Below are 22335 nucleotides of genomic sequence, written 5' to 3'. Positions count from 1 at the left end.
TGTAGCATGGGCTCTCTACGGGCAGAGCCCCGAATTGCCGATCACCACCTCCATAGGAGGTGGTTTAGAGGTGACAACAAAAAGCCGCGATAATCGCGGCTTTTCTCATATTGGACTTAGTTGCAAACAGTTGCCTGTCCGTTAACTTGGTAAGAACTCAATCGACCAGCGGGTTTTGGTGGTTGCCACTTTGGCTTCACCAAAATCGAGCAGTTTAAGGCGAAGTACCAGCTTGCGTTCCAGCTTCTTATTGTCCAGATCCGAGCTCACCACCTTACAGGCGCTGACACTGCCATCCGGTTCAACCACCAGCTCAAACACCACCTTGCCTTCCAGCGTTGGGTCTTTACGAAGTGCGCTGTTGTAGAGGGTATATAAGCTGCCTTTGGCACGCTCTAACACCATACGCAATTGCTCTTCGCTGCGACTGGCCAACTGGCCGTCACGGTTCTTACGCTTTTTCTTCTGCTCATCTTCCAGCTCTGGCGGCGCATCCACAATCATGGTGTCACGACCAGCCAATGTGCCACCACCGGCATCGCTGCTGAGGCCGCCGGTGCTGATACCACCACTGCCTGCTTTCGCTTTGCCTGTGATCAGTGACCGCGATGTTTTCGCGGCATCACCTGAGCCTTTGTTGAGTTTGTCTTTCTTGAGTGCGCCCACGTCGAGAGATTCGCGCATGGCAGCGAGATCATCCTGCATCGCCAGTAAGCCAGCTTTTGATGCCTTTTTCCGCGCCTCAGCCACTGTTTTTGGCTTTGGCTTAGGTTTCGGCTCAGGCTTTTTTTCCTCCGGCTTTGGCTCTTCCGGTTTCTTCTCTTCCGGCTTGGGCTTCGGCGGTGGAGGCGGCGGTGTCTTCTTCTCTTCGATGATCACACGGGCCAATTGTGGCGGCAGCGCTTCTTTTTTCTCACGCTCAACTTCCGGCACATTGATGTACGGTATCGCGATACCAATACAGAGTAATAGCACCAAACCGATGATGAGAAAGCGGTTAAAGCGCTGGTCATCCCCTTCACGACGTTGCCATGCGATATCGAAGCTGGAGCGACTAACTACACTAATGGTCACCCTTCGCCCTCCTCCGCTGCAGCATCAGCGTCTTCTGAAGCGAACTTACGGTTTACCGCCAGCGAGATATTGCGGAAGTCAGTATCGGCACAGGTGGCCATCACTTTCTTCAGCAACTCATAGGGTATGGAAGCATCTCCCATAATCGTCACCGGGCGACCGAGCTGTTTTTCAGTGTCGCTGAGTTCCGGGCGTCGTTGCGCCTGATACTTAAGCTCTTCGTGCAGCGCTGGGATCAGGTTTTCAGTTCCTGCCATCACATCCGCCGTTTGCGCAATGGGTCGGCCCTGCACCACCAGACTTTCCTGGTTGACCATGATCACCAGCGTCTCTTCTGGTTTTTGCTCTGCGACCGAGTCCGGCAGTTTGATGGTCTTGTTAGACTGCAACACCTGCACTTCGGATGAGTTCACCATCAGGAAGAACACCAGAATGGTGAAGATATCCATCAGTGATACCAGATTCAGCTTGGACGCGCCGCCAAGTCGGCGGTGATGGCGTGCCAGCCGTCTGGCTCTCATTGATTTTTTCATCCCTTACCTCCTGCTTGCGCTGGTAAGGCGGGGGCATCCCCGAGCGAGATCTCCGGAAACAGTTCGGCGTCAACAGGACTGGCTACAACGACGGCGCGGAATGAACGCACCGTATCCATCGTGGTTACCAGAGTCTGATAGTCGGTGTCCGGCTCCATCAGGATCACGATGTCACGCTTCTCGATCCCTTTTTGCTGAAAGGCGCGCTTGAGGTCCTGCAGGTACAGAGACAGGCCATCAAAATCATAACCTTCCTCTTTGTTGGCGATGCGCTTTAACGGCACACCGGCAGGGTAGTTCAGCGCCATACCATCCTTACGGAGGATCAGCTCAAGGATCTTCGGCGGATCTTTCTGATCCGGATTGTCTGCACCGCCTTCAGGTAGCTGGATATCCAGCACTGAGATGTGGGAGAACACCATGCTGAGCAGCAGCACGGGCACCAACACGATCATCAGATTCATGAAGGAGGTGATATCGAGTTCTGCGTCCTTTTTTTGCGGACGTCTCAACCGCCTCATGGGTTAACCCCTGCTGCCAGCCGCTTCCGGTTCGGCTTTCCGTTTGTAGGAAAGCATGTTGAGCAACTTAATACCGGCTACTTCAAGGCTGTCGACGATTTCACTGGTTTTGGTTTGCAAAACGGCGTGGAAGATAGAGAGCGGGATCGCTGTCATCAAACCAAAGGCGGTGGTGTTCATTGCCACTGAAATACTCTGCGACAGCAGGTTGGCTTTCTCGGCTGGGTCAGCGTTTGCTACCGCGGTAAAGGCTGCGATCAGACCGATAATGGTACCCAGTAGGCCGAGCAGGGTAGCGATGTTGGCCAGGGTCGCGAGGTACTGGGTGCGTTTCTCCAGTCGTAGCATCACTTCCATGATGCTCTCTTCCATGGCGTATTCGACGTCTTCGCGGCGATGAGCATCTTTCAAGCGCATGATACCGGCAGAGAGTACGCGTAGCAGTGGCGCTTTGGAGCCTTCCGCCTGCTTGACCAGCCCCTGGTAATCACCAGAAGAAAGACTGCCCTGAACCTGTTTGGCAGCCTTGCGATTGGCACGTCCAGTCGCGCTGAGGAATAACCAGCGTTCAAGGGTGATCACCAATCCCAATACCAGCACAATAGCAATTGGGTACATAAAATGGCCGCCCTCTTGGAAGAAGCGGATCACCGTGTTGTATGCGTCCATAGTCTGTTCAACCTCAATAAAAACACTTTCAGACGAATGCGAGGCCTGGGGCCTGTTTTGCCTCGCTGGCAAATACACCAGCGGAGCGTGAGGGCCCCAGCATACCTCTCGTTAACATTTTTTTAACTATTTCTTGACCACTGTCATTTATTTTTGCGGCTTGGGGCTCACTTTGGTGTCAGATACCGCCGTTCGCTGTTCAAACTGTTGCAGCTGTCGCAGAAAAACTGGACGTTCCAGCAATTCAAGGGGTTGGCTATCCAGATAGCTGTTGATCTGCTGCGCCATCGCTTTCGGGTCTCCGGGTTGCTGCCAAGGCACGATGTAAATCACCTTTGGCTGCTCCTGAGAGCCGGTAATGGTACTTTCCAGTTCTACGATTTCTGGCTCATTAGCCATTGCGGCAGCCACAGGCAATAGTGCAAATAAACCTGCGGCTATCACGTTGTGGACTCTTAACCTCGGAAGCCTTTTACTCGAAAGTCTTGTACCAGAGAGCTTCTCACTCGAAAGTCTTCTACCAAAGAGCCTCATGCCCCCTCCCCGTCTTTCTGTTCTGCAGGCAGCCGGCGTTCAATCAACCTAATCCAACCTTTAACCCGGCGCTCGGGCTCATCCTGCAACGCTTGATAGGCCTGGTAATGACTTAACGCTTCAGCCAAGCGCCCCATATAGAGTTCGTACAGAATGCCGAGATTCAGGTGGGCAGGTGCATAATCATTCCAGCGGTCCAGTGCTTGTTGGTAACTTTTCTCTGCCGCGGCAAAGTCACCCTGCTCTCGCTGCAAAATGCCCAACAGGTTCCAACCAGCAAGATTATTGGGATTATCTTCTACGGCTTGCTCAAGCTGCTTTATCGCCGTTTCCGATTGGCCTTGCTGACGATACAACTGCGCTAAGTTGACCCGGGCACCCGACAGATTGGACTGCTCATTCAGCAATGCCTCAAACGCTTCTATGGCTTGCTGCCTGCTAGCTTCGTCTGTCGCCGACTTGGCCGTGGTCAGTGCCGCTTCAAATTGTGCCTGTACCTGTGCTGAAAGCACGGGCTCAGATGCCAGATAAGGGTTTGGCAGTTTTGCCGGAGGTGTCGGCTCGCCGTCAGTGGTTACTTGCTCTCCCTCTACAGGAACACCAGATTCGTCGGCCACGTCGATCACTTCATCCGCACTACCGGTCTCAGGCGCTTCATCCTCAACCTGCGCAGGACTGGTTGTCATCTCTTCTTCCGAAGATACTTCCTGCGATGCCTCCGGTGATGGTTCGGTTAACTGGGCGCAACCACTCAGTACCAATATGGCAATAAGGCTCAACCACAACGTTGAGCGTACTGGAAGCAACCTTGGTTTAATGTGCATAGTCACTGAAGGTCACCTCCTGCTCTGGTTTGTTGTACTGGGCGGGCATCAACTCGGCGAGCGCTTTAAAGCTTCTCTTGACCCAGTCGTCATAGGCACCCTGCCAGGCGTTTTCAGCGTTGGCCTGGTGTACCTCAATCGCTTGCTCTTCGAACGGATAAGCCTGCTCTTCCAGCAGCAATTCGTACTGCTCAAGCTCTAACTCGTCCAGCCCTTTGGGTCGGTCAGAATCCATCAAATCTCGACTTAAAGTGGCGTAGATCTCTGCGATGCGATAGGTCGCTTCCGTGGTGTATTCGGCCTGTTGATAGTTCGCTACCTGCTCCCACGCCGATAAGCTTTTATCCAACGCAGCACGTTTCTTTTTCAGGCTTTTGCGCAGTGGTAATTTGAGCTTAATCGCTTCAAAGCTGCGTTGCTGTTGTAGCGCCAGATCTCGCGATGCATACGCTGCCAGGTAACGCGAACGGTCAGTACGAGCATCGCCGGCATCGGCGTCCAGCTGCACCATCTTTTTCAGCCAGAAGTTGCGTTTAAGTGGCTCGTTTGTGCGCACGTAGAACTCAGCCATCTTGTTACGCACCTCCATCGCCATCGGGATTGGCTCTGGATAAGCATGGGCGTAACGACGATAGGTATTTATTGAGTTAGGTAGGTCATCCGCTTTTTCATACATTTCAGCAGCTGCCAGCAAGGATTGACGCTGGGCTTCCTGAGACTCAGGGTTATCACCTTCGCGGTTTGCCAACACCAGATACTGTTTCGCGGCCTGCTGCCACTGGCCTGACTGCTCATAGGCGTAAGCCAGCTTGGTAGGAATATCTTTTACCAGCGGTGATTTCGGATAGCGTTTGGCGTACTGGATGAGGTTAGCGATCGCCTCTGGCCACTGCTCCATCTCCATCAGCAAGGTCGCCGCATCATATTCCGCGTTTTCACGGAAGCGAGACTCTGGCACCACCTCTCCAAGACGCAGGTAGTGTTTTACTGCCAATGCTTTGTCATTTGCCGCGACAGCCTGCTCACCCTGACGATAGATAGCTGCCGCCAGTTTTTTAAGGGTATCTGAGCGTTGACCATCTTTCTTATCCATTCGTTGCAGTGCTTGCAGGTAGGCCTGCTCGGCTTCAACAAATGCTTGATGTTCAAACGCTGAATGACCAAGCACCAGATAGCCCACTTTCTGTTGTTGGCGATCGGGTGCTGGCTGCCATGCAAGTAAACGCTTAGCGACTTCCGCAGCCTCATCAAAATGCTTAAGGCGAAGCAGGGATTGTGCGGCCAGCGTTTGCGCTTGTATCGCACGACTATCCGATTTAAAGCGATCAGCAAAGCGCAGCTGCGATCTTACTTGCTTGAGCTGCAACAACTGCAACTCTTCACTTTCCAGCGCTTTGCTTTCTGGCAAAGCTAGCAGGGACTGATAGGCAACCAGTGCGGCGTAACCGGCTTCGGTTCGCATTTGTGGCGCAGCAACCGGTGCAGTGGCGTCGTACCCCACTAGCTGGTAGGCCAACAGCTCCTGATAGTCTTTCTCACTGCGCTCTAAATTGGTCAGCGGCTCACCATCAGCGGCGTAAGCAACCAGTTCATAGGCCGCAATCGCTTCGTTGTAGTCCTGAGCTTCATAGTGAGCTTCGGCCATCAGGAAGCGGATCTCTGGCGTCTTGGGATCCAGTGGGAAGGTTTCCAGAAATTGCAGATGCCAGTCGGCCGCCTGGCGGTAACCAGCATAAACTTTTTCAGCGGTCACTTGTTGTTCCTGCGCCGAAGCTGATGCTTGGCCAGTTCTAAGTGACTGCTTCTGGGTTTGAGCACGGGCATGATAGTACTGGCCCAACTCCAACAGGAACTGATGCAGGTGGGGAGAAAGCTGTTCGCGCACATCTGGATTTGACTGCTGCCAGAATTCACTGCGTTTACCCCACAGGATGACAAATCGCTCTTTCTCTGGCCGGATTAAAGTGATGAACCCCGCCTCGCGATAGATATCCAACACTCGAATATCGAACTGTGCGGCCCACAGCGTATTGCTGTGATTGTCGATATAAGTGAGATAAGTTTCGGCACTTTGCTGATAAAGCTCTTTACCAAACTGGTACTCCGCCAGATGCTGATAAAGCAGATGCTGCCAGGCGCGAGCGCCGGTAGTATCCAGCAACGTTTTCACACTTGGGCCACCGGCCTGATAGCTGAAGGTCAGGCTCATCACCCGCAACGTGTCGTTTGCGAGTGTGCGCTTGGTGCGCGGTAGACCTTCAAGGTCTGTATGTTCCTCAAGCAGGTTATCCAATACCAACAGGTAATCGCGCTGTGCGGCGTCGTAGCGATTTTGCTTAAATCGGCTCCAGCCACGCATATAGTGGGCATTCAGAAGATAACTGCTGGCCTCTGGCTGTTTTATCACGGCACTGAACGCCTGCTCAGCCTCGGCATATCGGCGCTGGCTGAACAGGATGTCGCCACGTCGGAACTGTGCTTCTGCGACATGGGGCGAGTCTGGGTACTGTTGGATAAGCTTGGTCAGAGTGGCAAATGCGGCTGTGAGGTCACCTTTGAGATCGTATGCCTTTGCTAACTGATACAAGACAGCATGGTTATCGGGCTGATCTGGATAGGTATCTAGCAGGTTCTGATAATCGGCGATCAGGCCATCCAGTGAGGCGGTATCGAAGTTGGCATCTTCGGCAAGTACTTGCTCCTGATGCAGCATACCCAGATCGACCAGGCGATAGCGGGCATAAAGCCGGATGTTTGGATCATCACTGACTGCCAGCAGTGCCTGATATTGGTTAATCAATCCTTCCGTAGAAACATCTACCTGAGGCCGCTGAAACGGCTTACGTTCGATATCAGGCAAATCTGCCAGGGTTTTCACCTGAGTAGGTTCGGTACTGGAGCAGGCGGATAACAAGAGCCCCAGCGCCAGTGGCGATACCAGCCCGGTTTTCAACAAGGCCATCAGTTTGGCAGGCGTTCGTTTCATGATGCGCCCTCCTCGCCAATCTCTTCAGGATTGGCTTTGTCGGCCTCGGTTGCAGGAGAAGGTGCAGGTGCAGCCTGCGGAAATGCCTGTTGCTGTTTAATTTTCAGGTAGTGTTCATAGAGGCGTGTGATCGCCAGTTGAGACTGCGCCAGGTGCTCTTTTACCAGGGCGTGTTGGCGTTTCAGATCGCCCAACACCAAATTAAATATCTCCTGACGCAACGCCACATAGGTGCTGTTAACTGCCAGCAGTTGCTGGGTCAAATCTTGCTGCGCCTGGGTCACTCGCTGCTGCAACGCGAGCTGTTCGCTTGGCGTATCCACAATCCGTTGTAATCGTGTCAAGCGCTGCTCTGATTCACGGAGCAGGTTATCCAATTCTTTTAGTGATTTAGTCTGTTGCCACTGCCTGGCCACCAGATCATCTCGTAACTGCCAATCCAGCGTGCCACGAACACGACGCAGACGCTCAGCGTACTGTGCGTATTTGGGGTGCTCCTTCAGCTGCGAAAGGGTTTGCTCGGCTCGCTTAAGGCGTTTGAGGATCGCCAGCTCTTCATCTGTCGCCAACGCTTCCGGGTCCTGCTCAGCTTGCGCAACCTGAGCTGCTATTTGATCCCGCGCCGCTTTTAACGTGTCGAATTCAGCTTGTGGTGGCGCCGCCTGGATCTCCGCCAATTGTGCTTCACGCGAGAGCTGACGCACTTCCAACATGTCATCAAATTGCTCCATGTTGCGTTGCCAGTTCAACAGATTGCGCTGCAGCAATCGCAGATCACGAGCATCGATCAATCTTGCCTGCATCTGCTGTGAGATCATCAACGGGTCAAGCCGTGGCAGTGAAGCAACCTTGATAATGCCCTGGTCACTGAGCCAGGTTTCATCGGTATCAGGCAATAGCTGAGACATCAAAGCTTCAGGTGCCAAGCTGTCAATTTGCGACTGCAGTTCAGCCAGGATCTGTTGGTAGGATTGAGCTGCCTGCTGATAACTATTGAGCGCCTGGCTTTGCATACCCCATTGTTCATAGCTCCATGCGATCGCAAGATGCACCTGTAACATCTCGGCGGTTAGGTCTTCTCGCTGTGCTAATGCACTCCAGGCTTTCAAAGATAGTGGCTGGTCTCCGGCATTAAAGGCGGTCCAGCCATAACTGAACATGGCTTCAGGTGCGGCCATGCCTTCAATAGATACCTGACGATAGGCATCCACCGCAGACGGATAGTCTTCCTGCTGCCGATACAGGCGTGCGCGGGTCAGGTGCACGCGGTCCTGCAGAGACTGCAATTCCTGCTCTGACAACGGCAGAGGTGTCGGTGGGAACCAGAAACTCCACGCCAACAGATCCAGCCAACTGTCATCTTCTACCGCACGGCCCTGGCTGATTAGCGTCAGCGCCTGCTCAAGGGTTTGCTGTGCCTTATCATTATCATCGCTCTGGGCATAACCGATGGCTTGGTTATAAAGCAGATATGGCTGCCAGGGACCTGCATCTTTGTTAGTGCTGACATCCGACCGGCCAGTTTTGACGGCAAGCAGTTGTTCCAGGTAGGCCGCCTGTTGTGCCTGCTCTTCGGGCAGAGAACTGCCTATATCCTTTAATACGCGCAGCGCGGCATCCGGTTGCTGATGCAGGTAGAGCCATTGAGCCAGGTAAAGTGTCGCCTCGGCATACCCCTGTTCTGACAGAGTAGGTGACGCAACGAGTTGACTGAGTAGCGCGCGTGCTGAGCGGTGTAATCCATATCCCAACCGAATTCCCGCTTCCAATAAGCGAGCATTTGCGATCTGATCATGATGCGCATCGGCCCGATCTTTAGCGTTTACTGTTTCAACCATGGCCGAACGTTCAGCGACACGAACTTTGTCGACTTCAAGGAAAGTCAGCGCGGCCAACGGATCACCTTGGTAATACTCATACAAGCCAACCCGGTATCCCAGCTCAGCCTGAAGATGATCTATCTGCTCAAGGTCAACTTCAGACGCCTGCCCATTCACTGCAGTAGAAAAAGAAGTGCCAAGTACACAAGTACTTACCAAGAGCACACGAACAAGGCTTGCTTTCGATAAGAAGTGGGTTCCGAAAATTGGCACACAACTGACGGCTTGCATCAGAGCCGCTCGCGCCGAAACCTGGCTAACACGAGCGACACGGCGCCAGCGCGCTATTGCCATTCAACCACCTTGAACTCTGGCTGATAGGTTTCAGTCGCGTCACGTACCTGCAGTTCCAGCACCTTGGCATCGGTGCCCTTCTCAAATGCCAGCGAAGCGCCGCGTCGATATTCGCGGCCGTCAGGGCCAAAACCAGTAAAGAATGCCGTCAGTTCATGCTTGCCCGCTTTCAGGTTGCCGATAAACAAACGTTGAATACCGCCACGATGAAGCGCACTGACCTGACGGTCGGTGTAGAGATATCCCGCCACTCGCTCGTTATCGAGCTTGAGTTCAACCGAATCCAATTTGAAGAATTCGCCGGTATCAACAGACAGGTAGACGGTTACTTGTGTGGTCGCCGGAAACAGCAGATCTTCTTCCAGAATGAACAGGTCTCGATTGAGCTTGACCACCTGCTCTTTCAATGCTTCGACTTTATCCGCTAGTGGCTGCTCTTCCGCAGTCACGTTTGCAGTGATAAAAAGCGCACCGCACAATGTCAGCAGTGTCGCCTGATAGATCCGTTTTATCATGGCTCTAAACATAAACTCTCCCCTTCCGCACTCATAAAAGTGAGCGATGTTCTACTCTGATGGCTCTTCTTGACTTCGGCCTAGTAGTAGAAGCTCACAAACGCCCGCACCACATCGGCTGAGAACGAGTACAAAGACTCCTCACCAGCAACGGCATCGGTTTCCCGGGCATCGCGAAAATTGTTGTAATCAAATTCGATATGGTCCCACTCGATAGTGGCCGAGCCGGTAAAGCGCTCGGTGTAATCATCCAATGGCAATTTATAGGTGGCACCTATACCGACGGTAATCGACGTAAAGTCACTCAATTCTTTGTCACGGGCCATAAAGTTCTGAGCATCCCGGTATGGGAACAGGTCGGAATAAAACTCAGCTTCACTCTGGCTGTAATATCGAACTCTTGTAGTTAGAACCCACTCATTTCCAATCGGGTGGGTGTAATCAACGCCCACGTTGTAGGCCTGAATATCCCAGTCATCATCAAAGTAACGGGCCTCAAAACCCAGCGCAGCTCGGTAAGGCAGGTAGTATTTTGAGGTAATGGAACCAGCAACACTGGTACGTGTTTCCGGATAAACCTCAGGCTGATAGCTGTAACCTGATGGCACAGTTGGATCGACAAAGCGCACTGAGCGGTAGGGGTTATTCAGGAAACCCTCATCAGTGATCGCCTGCAAGTTAAATGCTGCTATCCAGTTGGCGGTCAAAACCTGAGTCAAACCAAAGCTGTAGCTGTAGCGGTCAATCTCTTCATCAAACTCAGGCTCACCGTTTTTACCAACCTCATCCCAACCATACGCAAAGCCCAGCGCGACCGTAGTCAGATCGCCAAACATATCCTGGCTGACACCAAACGACAGCGTGTTGGCGGTGTAATCGCTTTCATCACTGTTGCTGTATGAAAGGCTCATGGTGGATTTACCGTGCAGGTAATCCACGCCAAAACGATACTCGTCGCGATCTTCGGTGTAGGGACTGGCCGTTGTCACCACATCAATAGAGGCTGCAGAAACCGCGTCAGCGTAGTAGTAACCGGAGAGTGATACCTTTTCACTGACGCTTTTGCGCACCAGCACTGCCGGTCCGTCAATGGTCATTCCGCCGCCTTCGTAGCGGTGGTAGAGAATATCCGCACGATCTTCAGGCAATACCGCAGCCTGCGCCTGATTAACCAGCACGAAACTAGTCAGCACAGAATTGGCCAGCAGCGCTGTAAATAAACAGAGATGTCGGATTAGCTTAGTTACAACCACAGCCGCCTCCGCCACTGCCGTCCGCACCGCGCGCCGCTTCACGAGACTCAAATACGTGAGCATCGTGTTTAGCCGCTATCGGATGCATGTCGAAGCTCATAATCGGATCTGCCAGCTTCTGTCGCTCATAGGGTTTGACCCAGGGTTTGATGCTGCTGCAGCCGGAAGCAAGCAGCAAGGTCACCAGGATCAGGATTGCCCTTGCGCTACCCATGGTTTACTCCCGGATCAAACGCTTGATCTGTTGGCGGTAGGTATCTTCATATCCGGGCTGGTAACCCCGGTGATGAAAGCGGATCTGGCCGTCACGATCAATCAGCACAGTGGTTGGCATGGCATCAACCTGATAGGTTTCGGTCACTGAGTTAGTGGTATCAAACAGGATCGGGAAACTGACTGGCAGGTTTTTCAGGAAAGCTTTGCCTTGCGCAGGATCCTGTTCCACATTAACGCCCAACACTTTCACGCCCAGATCGGCGAAGTCCATCGCCAACTTATCTAACTCTGGCATCTCCTGGCGGCATGGCCCGCACCAGGAAGCCCAAAAGTTAAGCAGCACTATTTCACCGCGTAACTCGGAAAGGCGAATGTTCTCACCACTATCAGACTTCAGGGTGAAATCTGGCGCAGGCGCTTTTACTTCTGCCGCGAAAGCCATACCAGACAATGCCAGACCGGCAACGATAAACAGAGACTTCAAAAAGGCCATATTATTCTCTCCTCTAGAAAAACACCGACACACCGGCAGTGAGCGCCAGATTGTGTGTGGTTTTGTCTTCGCCGGTCACATCAAGATCGAAAATGTAATCGTGACCGCTGATATCCAGTGCCAGCCAATCATTCACCAACAGGCGGTAACCCGCACCAAACCCCATGGTGAAGTTGTCATCACCTGCGAAATCGGTGCTGCCTACGCCAGCAAGCAGGTAGAAGGCACTGTTAAAGCTATATTTATCCCAAACAAAAGCTTCACCTGGCAGAGCGTTCCACCCTACTGATGCCATGTAAAAGCTGTAATCTCGTTCGCTGTCGGTCAACAGAGGCGCGCCACCGGACAGGCGTTCAAAACTGGTTTCCCCCGCTTCTGAGCTGCCATAGTTGGCTTCAATAAAGAAATCTTCAGTAACGTGGTATGCACCTTTCACGCCCCACAAAAACTCAGAGCCAAAATCTTCGATACTGATAACACCGGCATAAGCACCGACCTGAAAATCTTCATCGTCGATCAAGGCTTCATCTATCTCTCGACGTTCAACTTTTGGCTCAAACGTCTCATCTGCCTGGGCAAAGGCAGGAAAGGCCGCCAGCGCGGCAATTAAAAGTAAACGCTTACACCCAGTTTCCATGCTTCTAGCTCTTCGTTTTCGTCACGGTCCGTCAGCACCATGTAATGTCTGTATTCCGCGCGTAGCATAAAGCGACGAGCCAGATAGATTCTGGCGCCTACGGCGGCATGAAGTGTTTCGTCATCACGATCTTCGGTTTCAACCAATGATGAATGAGGATCGGTACTGATCAGGCCAGCGCCCACCCCAAAGAATGGCGATACACGCCAGTCAGGAAATGCTTGGTGAACCAGACCAATGTCGAGCAGGGTGCTGTCTGACACATCACCTAATGCCTGATTGGCTGTGAATTCGATGGAGAGATTCTCGGTAAAGGCGTAACCGATATAGGCAGAAAGCAGGTTAGCACCTTCCAGATCCCCGCCGGAGAAGCCACCTTCCCAGCGGCGCTGCTGGAAATTATCAAACGAACCACGGTTAAACACTACCCGTTGCCCCTGCTCCAGGGTTTTCTCGATATCATCGGCGTGCACCCAGCCCTCTTTCTGGCGGGGTGTCTTCACCTTTACCCAGTCCGTACGACGTTTCAGTACAACAACCTGTCGACCACGCTCTACGACATGAAAAATTGGAAAGCCGCGACCGGGGCCCGTGCGTAACTCGATGTAAGGTTCGGCGATCTCCAACGCCAGCTCGCGCTCATCTTCACTGAACCAATCGAACCAGCCGGACTCATCCCCTGTAGGTGCCTCTTCAGCAGGCTCTGGAGAGTCTGGCGGTGGCGTCGCTTCAACAGACAAGGCACTTGCCGCCATAGAATCTGCCGCCCTTGCCGGACAGACAGTCAGCAACATCAAAATGATCAGGCAAGCAGCCAGTAGGGCTAATTTCTCCATACCGGCTTTAATCTCCTGTTCCGTAGAAAGGGGTGTTGTAATACTGCCCACCGATGTCCAACCACTCGGCAATTAATCTGAGTTCTGCCGGATTTAACAATCCTTCATGGCTGTTGCCTGCACGGAAAGGATCGAAGAATCGATTACTTGAAGCGGCACCCGCAACATTCATGCTTGGGGTCACTGTTACGGTAACTAACACTGGGATCGGATTACCCTCGTCATCCAGAATCAAATCGCCATTACCGTCGGTTTGAAATAGTGGGTCGCCATTGCCATCCACCGCCTGTACCAATACATCACGAATAGCATCGTCGACCACTTCCTGTTCATTGTCGTTAAACATCAGCTCGCGATAACTGATCACATGGTCTGCTTCATCTGGAGAGATATCTCCACGAAGATCCAGCTGGCCCGCTGGTACTTGGGTATTGCCGTCTGCATCGGCGATGCCATGACAGCTGACACAAGTGTTGTCTTGTAGCACCTCGTCTGTATCAGGATCCAACACCTGACGGTCTAACTCCCATAGCGGCTGCAAATGCTCAAGATAGTTAATCTGCAATCGACAAAGAGACGTCCAACTATCAAAACAGCTTGCGCCGCTGGGAGCCGGGGTCGACATATCGGTGTAACGCCAATGCTGCTCTTCGTCTGGCGTGCGTACCGCCGGATCAGTCCAGATATCGACATAACTTAGGTCCGCACTTATCGCTGGCGTGCCGTTGATACGCGTGGCGACCTCAGCCATGGTCTCACCAATATCGGCGAACAAGGCTGGGTTGGTATTAGGGAAAGGTTGGCCGGTTTCAGGCGCTCCGGCATTAGCTGACGCAGGTTGAGCATCACCACGGCCGTGGGGCAAGGTACTTTGCGACGTATGGCAGCCACCACACTCCAGCGTTTCGCCGGGCACCAGAGTGATCCACTGCTGATGTCGCTCACCCACACGCATGGTTTCACCATCAACGATGCTCATGGCCAAAGGCACATTGGCGGGCACTTTTACCTTCACCGAACCATCCGGTTCAATGGGCGCATAGCCAATCACTTCACGCATCAGTTGGCCCGCACTGCGACCGAATGCCGTATTCGGGAAATCGACCACTTCGTCGGGAGGCATAGCCACCCCTTTTACAACACGAAGAAAACGTGCCGGGCGGTCGGCTGCCGTCGTTAAAGCGGGGTCTCGCAACGTGGTAATGCCGACAGTATCAACGCCATCAAAGTCGTACACGCTGCGGATATGGATAACCGCAGCGTTTTCATCAACCAGAGTGCTGTCCAGTTCGCCTTCAGTGAAACTTGGGCGGGGGCTCTCCTGCATCACAACTGGATCGGTGAAGAACATGCCCTCTTCCGGCGCCACAATTGGCTGCTGAGTTCCCTCGCCAATGTCATATATCCACAAGCCGTAAAGCGGGTCAGCTTCTGTCACACCTTCCAGTGCGACGTTCTCTTCAATACAAGGGAGTTGTGGCAGAGGCTCAGCACCTTCAGGCGCTTCAGGATCTTCCGGCTGTTCCAGGCGGCAGGGGCTCCAGCTGAGCAACATACGATTGGTACCGTCCACCAGAGGAAATGCACTGGACAGGCGGCCGCCAATGGATATGCCATCATCAGTCCGCACCTCTCCAAAAGTAGCAGACTCTTGCGCTTCGCCGGGGGCAGCATCCGCAATCGGGGTATCAAGCTCGGTGTAGTCTGTCGTATTCAGATAAACCAGTTCACCACCGGTAAACTCATTCTGGCCACGGCGCAACATCACCATTAAGCGGCCATCGGGTGTTTGCTGGGGCATAGCATATTCAATGCGGTCGCCATCAGTGCCAACGTTGTGACTATGCCAGCCATACAGGAATTCGTTGCCGCTGCCATCCATATTCATTCGATAAAGATGAATGCCATTGCGACCTCCCATATTGTCCCAGCGGGTATAGATGATATGACCATCATCCATCACCACAGGGTCTAAATCATGAGAGAAGTTAAATGTCAGTTGCTGAATATCGGTACCATCGTCGTTCATGACGTGAAGCTGGAATGCGGATTCCTGACGGTCTTCATCCAGCGCGGTAAATTGTGGTTTGCCTTCGTCCAATAATATGGCGCGGGCAGTACGCTGGCGCGTAGAGGAAAACAGGATACGGCCATCAGGTAAAAAGCGCGGAGCAATATCGTGCCCCGCTTCAGCGGTTAGCGAGTCGCTGATGACGGGATTAAGAGTGTCGAGTTCGAGATCGTAGATCCAGAGGTTCCATTTGGGTTGGTCTTCCTCATCGGCATCTTCGATCTCTGGTGCACGCATGGCAAAAAGCAGCTTATCGCCTTCAACCGATACAGAGAGATCTTTGACATCGTAGAGAGCCCCCTCATCGAATACACCCTCGGTCAGGATGGTCTCAGCAGCAGATACTGACGCTCGATCTTTTAGAATAAGCTGTGCGCCGGGGAAGAACTCGGCAGGCCTGCGAATGCTTTCACTTTCGCGATCACCTTCTTCATCCACGGGTATCGGTCGCGCCACATACGCCACTGGATAATCAACCACCACGGGATCAGGCGATTCACTTCGCACTGTCGTGTCCGCACCACAACCAGCTAAACCGACCAGCGCTGCAGAAACTGCAACTGCCACCCTGGCTTTAGCCGACTTCAGCTGTACAACAAGATTGGACATCATGCTTACTCTTTTTAAGACAAACAGTTAACTGCATGTCAGGTACCGATAATTGCGTAATTGTTAAATAAACGTTGCAATTATTGAGCGGGCATTATGTACAGCGTAAATCGCAAATTCCAGCTACGGAGGTCACGAAAATCCGAAAAAAGTGACGAGAAATACGTATTATTGTGACCGCTACGGTGAAAAAACAGTCACATTTAGTTAACAATTCGCCGGACACGCCGACGGGTAGAAACTAAGCCGAATAGAGCACAAGGTTTCTACTGAGTTGGCGAAAACACGGGTAAGACAACGTTTGGGGAGACATGCCATGACCCGGTTATTAGTCGCTGCCTTATTAATAGGCGGTGTAACCATTTCTGGTCCGCTACAGGCGGGTAGCCAGGAGCAAGCCAAGCGCTTGCATGATAGGTTGGCAGGCGTACCTCCTACACCCGCCACACTTGCAACCATGGCTACCGCTATTGATGGTGGTGATGCCATAGGTGCAGCCTATACCGCCATGGAAAGTGAGCATTTTTACAATGTCACACTGAAGCTTTTTGCAGCACCATGGACCAACAGAGACCAAAGTGTTTTTGTTCCTTTTAATGATTATATCGCCACAGTTATCGGCATGATTCGAGATGATATCGACTTCAGGCAGGTACTTCAGGGCGATATTCTGTATACAGGTGACGGTTCACTTGGCTTACCCGCATACAGTGTCAGCAACAATGCGCACTATGAAGCGATGGAAGCTGCAGACGTTAACCTGAAAACAGGGCTGGTGCAGTCGACACAATCATCCGTGACAGGCTTACCAGCTGAAGCTACCGCGGGGGTAATGACGACCCGCGGCGCAGCAAAATCCTTCTTTATCGCGGGTACCAACCGCGCCATGTTCCGCTTCACACTGATGAATCATATGTGTCGCGATTTAGAGCAGGTCCACGATACCAGCCGCATGCCTGACCGCATTCGTCAGGATGTGACTCGCAGTCCTGGTGGTGACAGCCGCGTGTTTATGAACAACTGCGTTGGCTGCCATAACGGCATGGACCCGCTTGCACAGGCCTTTGCCTACTACAACTATGAATACGATGCTGATGCCGACCCTACTGGCGAGAACGGTCGCTTAATCTATAACAGCAGTGGACAGCTCGACCCAGATACCGGCAGCCGTGTGGTTAAGAAATACCGCATTAATGCCAATAACTTTATCTACGGCTACGTCACCGAAAACGACGACTGGGACAACTACTGGCGTGAAGGCACAAATGCCCTGCTCGGCTGGGACAACTCGCTCCCTGGCAGTGGCAGAGGTGCCAAAACCATGGGCCAGGAACTGGCGCATTCAGAAGCTTTTGCACAATGCCAGGTAGAAAAAGTATTCGAGAATGTTTGCCTGAGACCACCTGTTGACGGCGCCGATAGAGCCCAGGTCACCTCGATGGTGAACAGTTTTAAAGCCAGCGGTTACAAGATGAAGCAGGTATTTGCTGAATCTGCCGTGTACTGCATGGGCGAGTAGGAGACCGAGATGAAGAATGTATTAATCGCTTTGCTCGCGTCTGTTGCCCTGCTCAATGGCTGTGGCGGCGGTAGCGATACAGAAACACTGCCACCCAGCAATCAGCAACCGACCGATGGCAATTACAACGGCCCTGCACCCGCCACCACGGATGTGCAGCGTTTCAAGCTTAATCTGTGGGACAACCTCGAAGCAGTTAACCGCTGTGGTGCCTGCCACAACACAGACCAGGCGCCCTATTTCGTGCGTGATGACGATATCAACTTGGCATATACAGAGACCAACCCTCTGGTAGATCTGGAAAGGCCCGGCGATTCTCGCTTGGTGGTTAAAGTTGGCGGAGGCCATAACTGCTGGCTGGACAGCGATACCGCCTGTGCTGAAACCATGACGCAATGGATCAGCAATTGGGCGGGTGGCACCCTGGGTGGTGACGGCAACGAAGTGGAGCTAACTGATCCGGTGATCCGTGAGCCTGGCGCCAGCAAGAGCTTCCCACTCGAACCAGATAACTACATCAACACCATCTATCCCATCGTCCGAGAGTATTGTGCTCAGTGTCATAGTGATGATGCTGCGATCCCACAATCGCCCTACTTTGCCAGTGCGGACACTTCAACAGCCTATGAAGCTGCGAAGTCAAAAATCGACCTGGACACACCAAGCCGCTCTCGACTGGTGGTTCGTTTACGCAGCGAGTTCCACAACTGTTGGAGCAACTGCTCCAGCGATGCTGATGAGATGGAAACGGCAATTCAGGCCTTTAGTGACGCCATCGACCTGACCGAAATCGATCCTGAATTGGTACTTTCCAAAGCGGTTCGTTTAACTGACGGTGTGGTTGCATCTTCAGGTGGCCGTTTTGAAGAAAATCTGGTTGCGCTTTATCAGTTCAAAACCGGCGAAGGCAATACGGCTTACGACACCAGTGGCCTGGAGCCTGCGGCCAACCTGACTATCTCAGGCGATGTCGAATGGCTGGGCAGCTGGGGCTTGATGATTAACAGCGGTAAAGCACAGGCTTCAACCGCCTCATCGAGAAAACTGCATTCACTGATCACTGCAACAGGCGAGTACAGTATCGAAGGCTGGTTCGCACCGGCGAATGTCACCCAGGAAGGTCCAGCACGTATTGTCAGCTACTCTGCGGGCACCACAGACCGGAACTTTACACTGGGCCAAACCCTTTATAACTATGACTTCCTTAACCGCAGTTCAACCACAGACCGTAACGGTGAGCCCGCGCTGTCGACGCCTGATGCAGATGAGATCCTGCAGGCAACATTGCAACATGTGGTCGTGACTTTTGATCCGGTCAATGGCCGACAAATCTACGTAAACGGTGAGCTAATTCCGTTAACCGATATCGAGGCTGGCGGCACCATCGGCAGTTGGGATGACAGTTATGCTCTGGTCTTAGGGAATGAAGTCTCGAGTGACCGACAGTGGTCAGGCAGCGTGCGCTTATTGGCGATCCACAATCGTTTGCTGACGCCTGAGCAGATTAAACAGAACTTCGATGCCGGCGTCGGCGAGAAATTCTTCCTGCTGTTCTCGGTGGGTGACCTGATCAATCTGCCGCGCACCTATGTGGTGTTCGAGGTGAGTCAGTTTGATAACTACAGCTACCTGTTTGCCGAACCTTACCTGATAAACCTTGACGGTGCGGCACTGACCGACAGCTTACCTATTGAGGGAATGCGTTTGGGTATCAATGGCAAAGAGGCCAATGTCGGACAGGCGTACGGTAATTTGGATGTTACTGTTGACGCAGGAACATCACTGGCAGAAGCCCGTGTACTTAGCTCGCTGGGTACTTTGGTGGGCCTTGAGAAAGGACCGGAAAGTGATGAGTTCTTCTTAACTTTCGAACGCTTCGCGGGACACGAAAATGTTTATGTCGAACCGATTCCTGTACCACCCGGCCCACCTGCAGATCAGGACCCGCAGCCAGATATAGGCATGCGAAACTTCGCCGAAATCAACGCCAGTATGAGTGTCATGACAGGTGTCGCCACCACAGCAGATGGCGTACAGGAGACCTATCTGACGGTACAGCAGCAATTACCTTCAGTTATCAATATAGAAACCTTCCTGTCATCTCATCAGATGGCGGTGACACAGCTGGCGATTAAGTACTGTGACGCGCTGGTTGAGGACAGTTCGCTACGAACTGCCTACTTCCCGGGATTTGATTTCAGTGTCAGTGCCAACGCAGCATTTGATGCCACGGGCCGCAGCCAGATCATCGACCCCTTGGTTGAAAACATGTTGGGAGCAGGACTTGCGACTCAGCCTGATGCCGCCGATGTCGAATCCGAGCTGAACGATCTAATAGATCGCCTCACTGTGTGCGCTGACGGCTGTGATGCCAACCGCACTCGTACTGTAGTCAAAGCAAGCTGTGCCGCCGTTCTTGGCAGTGCAGCCATGCTGTTTCAATAAAAGGAGGGAATACAATGGCCAAACGTAGAAAGCCTTTGCATCCCGATGCGCCCCTGCTATTTGGGGATCACAGCCGCCCAATGACTCGCCGCGACTTTATCTCGGCGGGCCTGATGAAAGGGGCTGGCGTCGTTGCCGGCGCCTCAATTTTCAGTATGTTCAGTAACCCTCGCGATGCGATGGCTGCTCTGAGCCCAGATCTGGAAACCCTGCGTCAGTCCTGCGGTATTGCCGTTCAGGGTGCAGGTAAAATTCCTTTTATCTGCTTTGACCTAGCTGGCGGTGCCAATATCGCTGGTTCAAATGTACTGGTAGGCGGCCGTGGCGGACAGATGGATTTCCTCAGTTCTGCCGGTTACTCCAAACTGGGATTGCCGGGAGACATGACACCTGCGGTTACCAACCCAGATACAGGTACCAGTGACTTTATCAACACAGACCTTGGTCTGGCGTTTCATAGTGACAGCCAGTTCCTCGCTGGGATTATGGAGAAAACCAGTGCAGGTACTCGCGCCGCTATCAATGGTGCCGTGATCCCCGCTCGCTCGGAGAACGACACGGGTAATAACCCTCACAACCCCATGTACGGTATTGCCCGTGCCGGGGCTGACGGCTCACTGATGTCCTTGATTGGCTCACGCAGCTCGGATTCTGGAGGCAACTCAATGGCGCCTGCGGCTCTGATAGACCCGCAGATCCGTCCCACTAAGATCGACCGTCCCAGCGACGTGACCGGCTTGGTGGATGTCGGTGACTTAGTCGGCCTGCTGGATCAAGCAGACGCCGTTGCCGTAATGGAGTCGATTCAGCGTATCAGTGACCGCAAACTCGGCCGCATCAACACTCAGGTAACCACAGACGAAGTAATCAAAGAGATGGTCAACTGTGGTTATGTGAAAAGTGCAGATCTGGCAGATCGTTTTGGCGATCCATCAACACTGGATCCCGCTCTGGACCCAGACATTGTTGGCCCCGGCGGGATCTTTACTATCGATGAGTTTGATAGCGAAGCCGAGTTCCGCAAAACCGCCTCGGTGATGAAACTCGCCATCAACGGCTTTGCCGGTGCTGGCACCATCACCATGGGTGGCTTTGATTACCATACTGGTGATCGCGCTACTGGAGAGATCCGAGACTTACGCGCCGGCCGCTGCATGGGAGCCTGCCTGGAGTATGCGGCGCGTCGAGGTATGCCCCTGATGCTTTACGTGTTCAGTGATGGTTCTGTGGCAAGTAACGGCCGCATCGACGATTCAGTAGAAGGTCGCGGTAAAGGTGAATGGACTGGCGACAACCAATCCACTGCCGCCAGCTTCTTCCTGGTTTATAACCCCAACGGCAGAGCTGTGCTGATGGGGGGGAGCCCTGAAGCTCAGGCGCTGCATCAACAGATAGGCTATATGCGACCAGACGCATCTGTTGAAACAGCGGGTACACCTGCGGCAAACAACGTCAACCTGTTGGTGGAAAGTGTCGTGCTTAACTACATGGCACTGCACGGTGAACAAGGTAACTTCGCCTCGCAGTTCCCTGGCCACGGTTTAGGCAATGCCAGTTTGATGGATAGCCTGACCGCATTTACGCCAATTGTTAATGGCACTATTGGCAGTTAGATAGTGTATGCAGGACATGGAGGTCCTTTCACGTTCTACGAGCTCGGTTTTTTGCGTAAAAACATGAAACTACCAAGTTCTATCAGGTTTAATAACGACAAACCAAAAAGACAGTATTTGAGGTAATTATGCAACCAAGGACTGGCGCGCTTATATGCGCATTTTTAGCGATAACTATCCTATCTGGGTGCGAAATAACTACCAACCAACTTCCTGCCAACGCCGACATTGACCCCGACACCGAAGGGCTTTTGGTAATGGGCGTGCATATCAATGGAGTTAAGCCGAGTCTAAGAACTGGACACCGCCAAATTACCTTTCTCCCAAGAAAATTAGTCGAAGGGAAGTGGGTCGATGCGGACCTTGAAGACAGCTTTAATGGCCTAGTTGCACGAGGCCCATCTGAAATCGTTGTCGTTAAACTTACGCCTGGAACATATTCACTTTTTCAAGTGATATGGCTGCCAGAGGATAGCTTCTCAGGCCAAGATATCGGTGTGATTTCTCTTAAATGTGTTGGCACGTTTGACATTAAATTGGGTCAAATCACTTATGCAGGGGAGTTTCACTTTGATGCTGGAGAAACAGATATTGGCATATTTTCTAACGACCTTTATTTCAGAGTAAGAGTTTCTGATAATTACGAATCAGTAACAAACTGGTTAGCAAGCTATCGCGATAACCTTTTCACCAAGTATCCAACCCGTAAACAGCTTATTGGACCTTGGAGTTGCCACTCTTCCGAAGACTTTCTGCTCGAAATGGAAAACCTTCCCCCTCAACGATAAGAGCACCGACTCCCTCCCAGTATAA

At 52.6% G+C, this 22335-nt stretch carries 19 protein-coding genes; 4 read left to right on the top strand and 15 right to left on the bottom strand.

Translation table 11 applies throughout. The annotated features are described in order from the left end of the window. Positions 1-141 precede the first annotated feature (141 nt). From ABEA14_RS11315 to ABEA14_RS11245, 15 genes are all read right to left on the bottom strand, one after another. Complete coding sequence (locus ABEA14_RS11315) at positions 142-1074, bottom strand: AgmX/PglI C-terminal domain-containing protein (RefSeq protein WP_345340117.1); 933 nt, start codon at positions 1072-1074, stop codon at positions 142-144. Further along, positions 1071-1607 (bottom strand): ExbD/TolR family protein, encoded by a 537-nt coding sequence (locus ABEA14_RS11310; protein WP_345340116.1) that lies wholly within the window; start codon positions 1605-1607, stop codon positions 1071-1073. The genes ABEA14_RS11315 and ABEA14_RS11310 overlap by 4 nt, the downstream gene beginning before the upstream one ends. Continuing rightward, the gene (locus ABEA14_RS11305; protein ID WP_345340115.1) at positions 1604-2128 is read right to left on the bottom strand and encodes an ExbD/TolR family protein; all 525 of its coding nucleotides are present in this window, start codon (positions 2126-2128) and stop codon (positions 1604-1606) included. The genes ABEA14_RS11310 and ABEA14_RS11305 overlap by 4 nt, the downstream gene beginning before the upstream one ends. A gap of 3 nt (positions 2129-2131) precedes the next feature. Beyond that, complete coding sequence (locus tag ABEA14_RS11300) at positions 2132-2797, bottom strand: MotA/TolQ/ExbB proton channel family protein (RefSeq protein WP_345340113.1); 666 nt, start codon at positions 2795-2797, stop codon at positions 2132-2134. A gap of 147 nt (positions 2798-2944) precedes the next feature. Continuing rightward, a complete protein-coding gene (locus tag ABEA14_RS11295) occupies positions 2945-3241 on the bottom strand; it encodes a hypothetical protein (RefSeq protein ID WP_345340112.1) in 297 nt (98 codons plus the stop codon). An 86-nt stretch (positions 3242-3327) separates the two neighbouring features. Next, the gene (locus ABEA14_RS11290) at positions 3328-4155 is read right to left on the bottom strand and encodes a tetratricopeptide repeat protein (protein ID WP_345340119.1); all 828 of its coding nucleotides are present in this window, start codon (positions 4153-4155) and stop codon (positions 3328-3330) included. Next, a complete protein-coding gene (locus tag ABEA14_RS11285) occupies positions 4145-7141 on the bottom strand; it encodes a tetratricopeptide repeat protein (protein ID WP_345340111.1) in 2997 nt (998 codons plus the stop codon). Before ABEA14_RS11285 ends, ABEA14_RS11290 begins: the two co-directional genes overlap by 11 nt. Then, positions 7138-9315 (bottom strand): DNA repair protein RecN, encoded by a 2178-nt coding sequence (locus ABEA14_RS11280; RefSeq protein WP_345340110.1) that lies wholly within the window; start codon positions 9313-9315, stop codon positions 7138-7140. Before ABEA14_RS11280 ends, ABEA14_RS11285 begins: the two co-directional genes overlap by 4 nt. Further along, positions 9306-9842, bottom strand: a complete 537-nt coding sequence (locus ABEA14_RS11275) for a hypothetical protein (RefSeq protein WP_345340109.1) — start codon at positions 9840-9842, stop codon at positions 9306-9308. Before ABEA14_RS11275 ends, ABEA14_RS11280 begins: the two co-directional genes overlap by 10 nt. Before the next feature lie 68 nt (positions 9843-9910). Continuing rightward, complete coding sequence (locus tag ABEA14_RS11270; RefSeq protein ID WP_345340108.1) at positions 9911-11023, bottom strand: DUF3570 domain-containing protein; 1113 nt, start codon at positions 11021-11023, stop codon at positions 9911-9913. A 46-nt stretch (positions 11024-11069) separates the two neighbouring features. Next, on the bottom strand, positions 11070-11297 hold the full coding sequence (locus ABEA14_RS11265; RefSeq protein WP_345340107.1) for a DUF4266 domain-containing protein: 228 nt from the start codon (positions 11295-11297) through the stop codon (positions 11070-11072). 3 nt (positions 11298-11300) lie between these two features. Next, positions 11301-11792 carry a TlpA family protein disulfide reductase gene (locus ABEA14_RS11260; RefSeq protein WP_345340106.1) on the bottom strand — a complete coding sequence of 164 codons (492 nt, stop codon included), beginning with the start codon at positions 11790-11792 and terminating at the stop codon, positions 11301-11303. A gap of 13 nt (positions 11793-11805) precedes the next feature. Further along, complete coding sequence (locus tag ABEA14_RS11255; protein WP_345340105.1) at positions 11806-12429, bottom strand: outer membrane beta-barrel domain-containing protein; 624 nt, start codon at positions 12427-12429, stop codon at positions 11806-11808. Then, a complete protein-coding gene (locus ABEA14_RS11250; RefSeq protein ID WP_345340104.1) occupies positions 12399-13265 on the bottom strand; it encodes an SH3 domain-containing protein in 867 nt (288 codons plus the stop codon). The genes ABEA14_RS11255 and ABEA14_RS11250 overlap by 31 nt, the downstream gene beginning before the upstream one ends. A gap of 7 nt (positions 13266-13272) precedes the next feature. Next, positions 13273-15948, bottom strand: coding sequence for an HzsA-related protein (locus ABEA14_RS11245; RefSeq protein ID WP_345340103.1), 2676 nt, complete (start codon positions 15946-15948; stop codon positions 13273-13275). Between the two features lie 313 nt (positions 15949-16261). On the opposite strand from ABEA14_RS11245, the gene ABEA14_RS11240 reads away from it, so the two are divergent. From ABEA14_RS11240 to ABEA14_RS11225, 4 genes are all read left to right on the top strand, one after another. Continuing rightward, on the top strand, positions 16262-17464 hold the full coding sequence (locus ABEA14_RS11240) for a hypothetical protein (RefSeq protein WP_345340102.1): 1203 nt from the start codon (positions 16262-16264) through the stop codon (positions 17462-17464). A gap of 9 nt (positions 17465-17473) precedes the next feature. Continuing rightward, positions 17474-19909 (top strand): LamG domain-containing protein, encoded by a 2436-nt coding sequence (locus ABEA14_RS11235; RefSeq protein ID WP_345340101.1) that lies wholly within the window; start codon positions 17474-17476, stop codon positions 19907-19909. 14 nt (positions 19910-19923) lie between these two features. Continuing rightward, positions 19924-21522: a hypothetical protein gene (locus ABEA14_RS11230; protein ID WP_345340100.1), complete on the top strand. Its 1599-nt coding sequence runs from the start codon at positions 19924-19926 to the stop codon at positions 21520-21522. Positions 21523-21779: 257 nt separating this feature from the next. Beyond that, positions 21780-22310: a hypothetical protein gene (locus ABEA14_RS11225; RefSeq protein ID WP_345340099.1), complete on the top strand. Its 531-nt coding sequence runs from the start codon at positions 21780-21782 to the stop codon at positions 22308-22310. Positions 22311-22335: the final 25 nt, after the last annotated feature.

Origin of the sequence: Corallincola platygyrae, from assembly GCF_039544265.1 — a bacterium.
Taxonomy (GTDB): Bacteria; Pseudomonadota; Gammaproteobacteria; order Enterobacterales; family Neiellaceae; genus Corallincola; species Corallincola platygyrae.
Note: the sequence above shows the minus strand (reverse complement) of the source record. Positions and strands in the feature narration are given on the sequence as shown.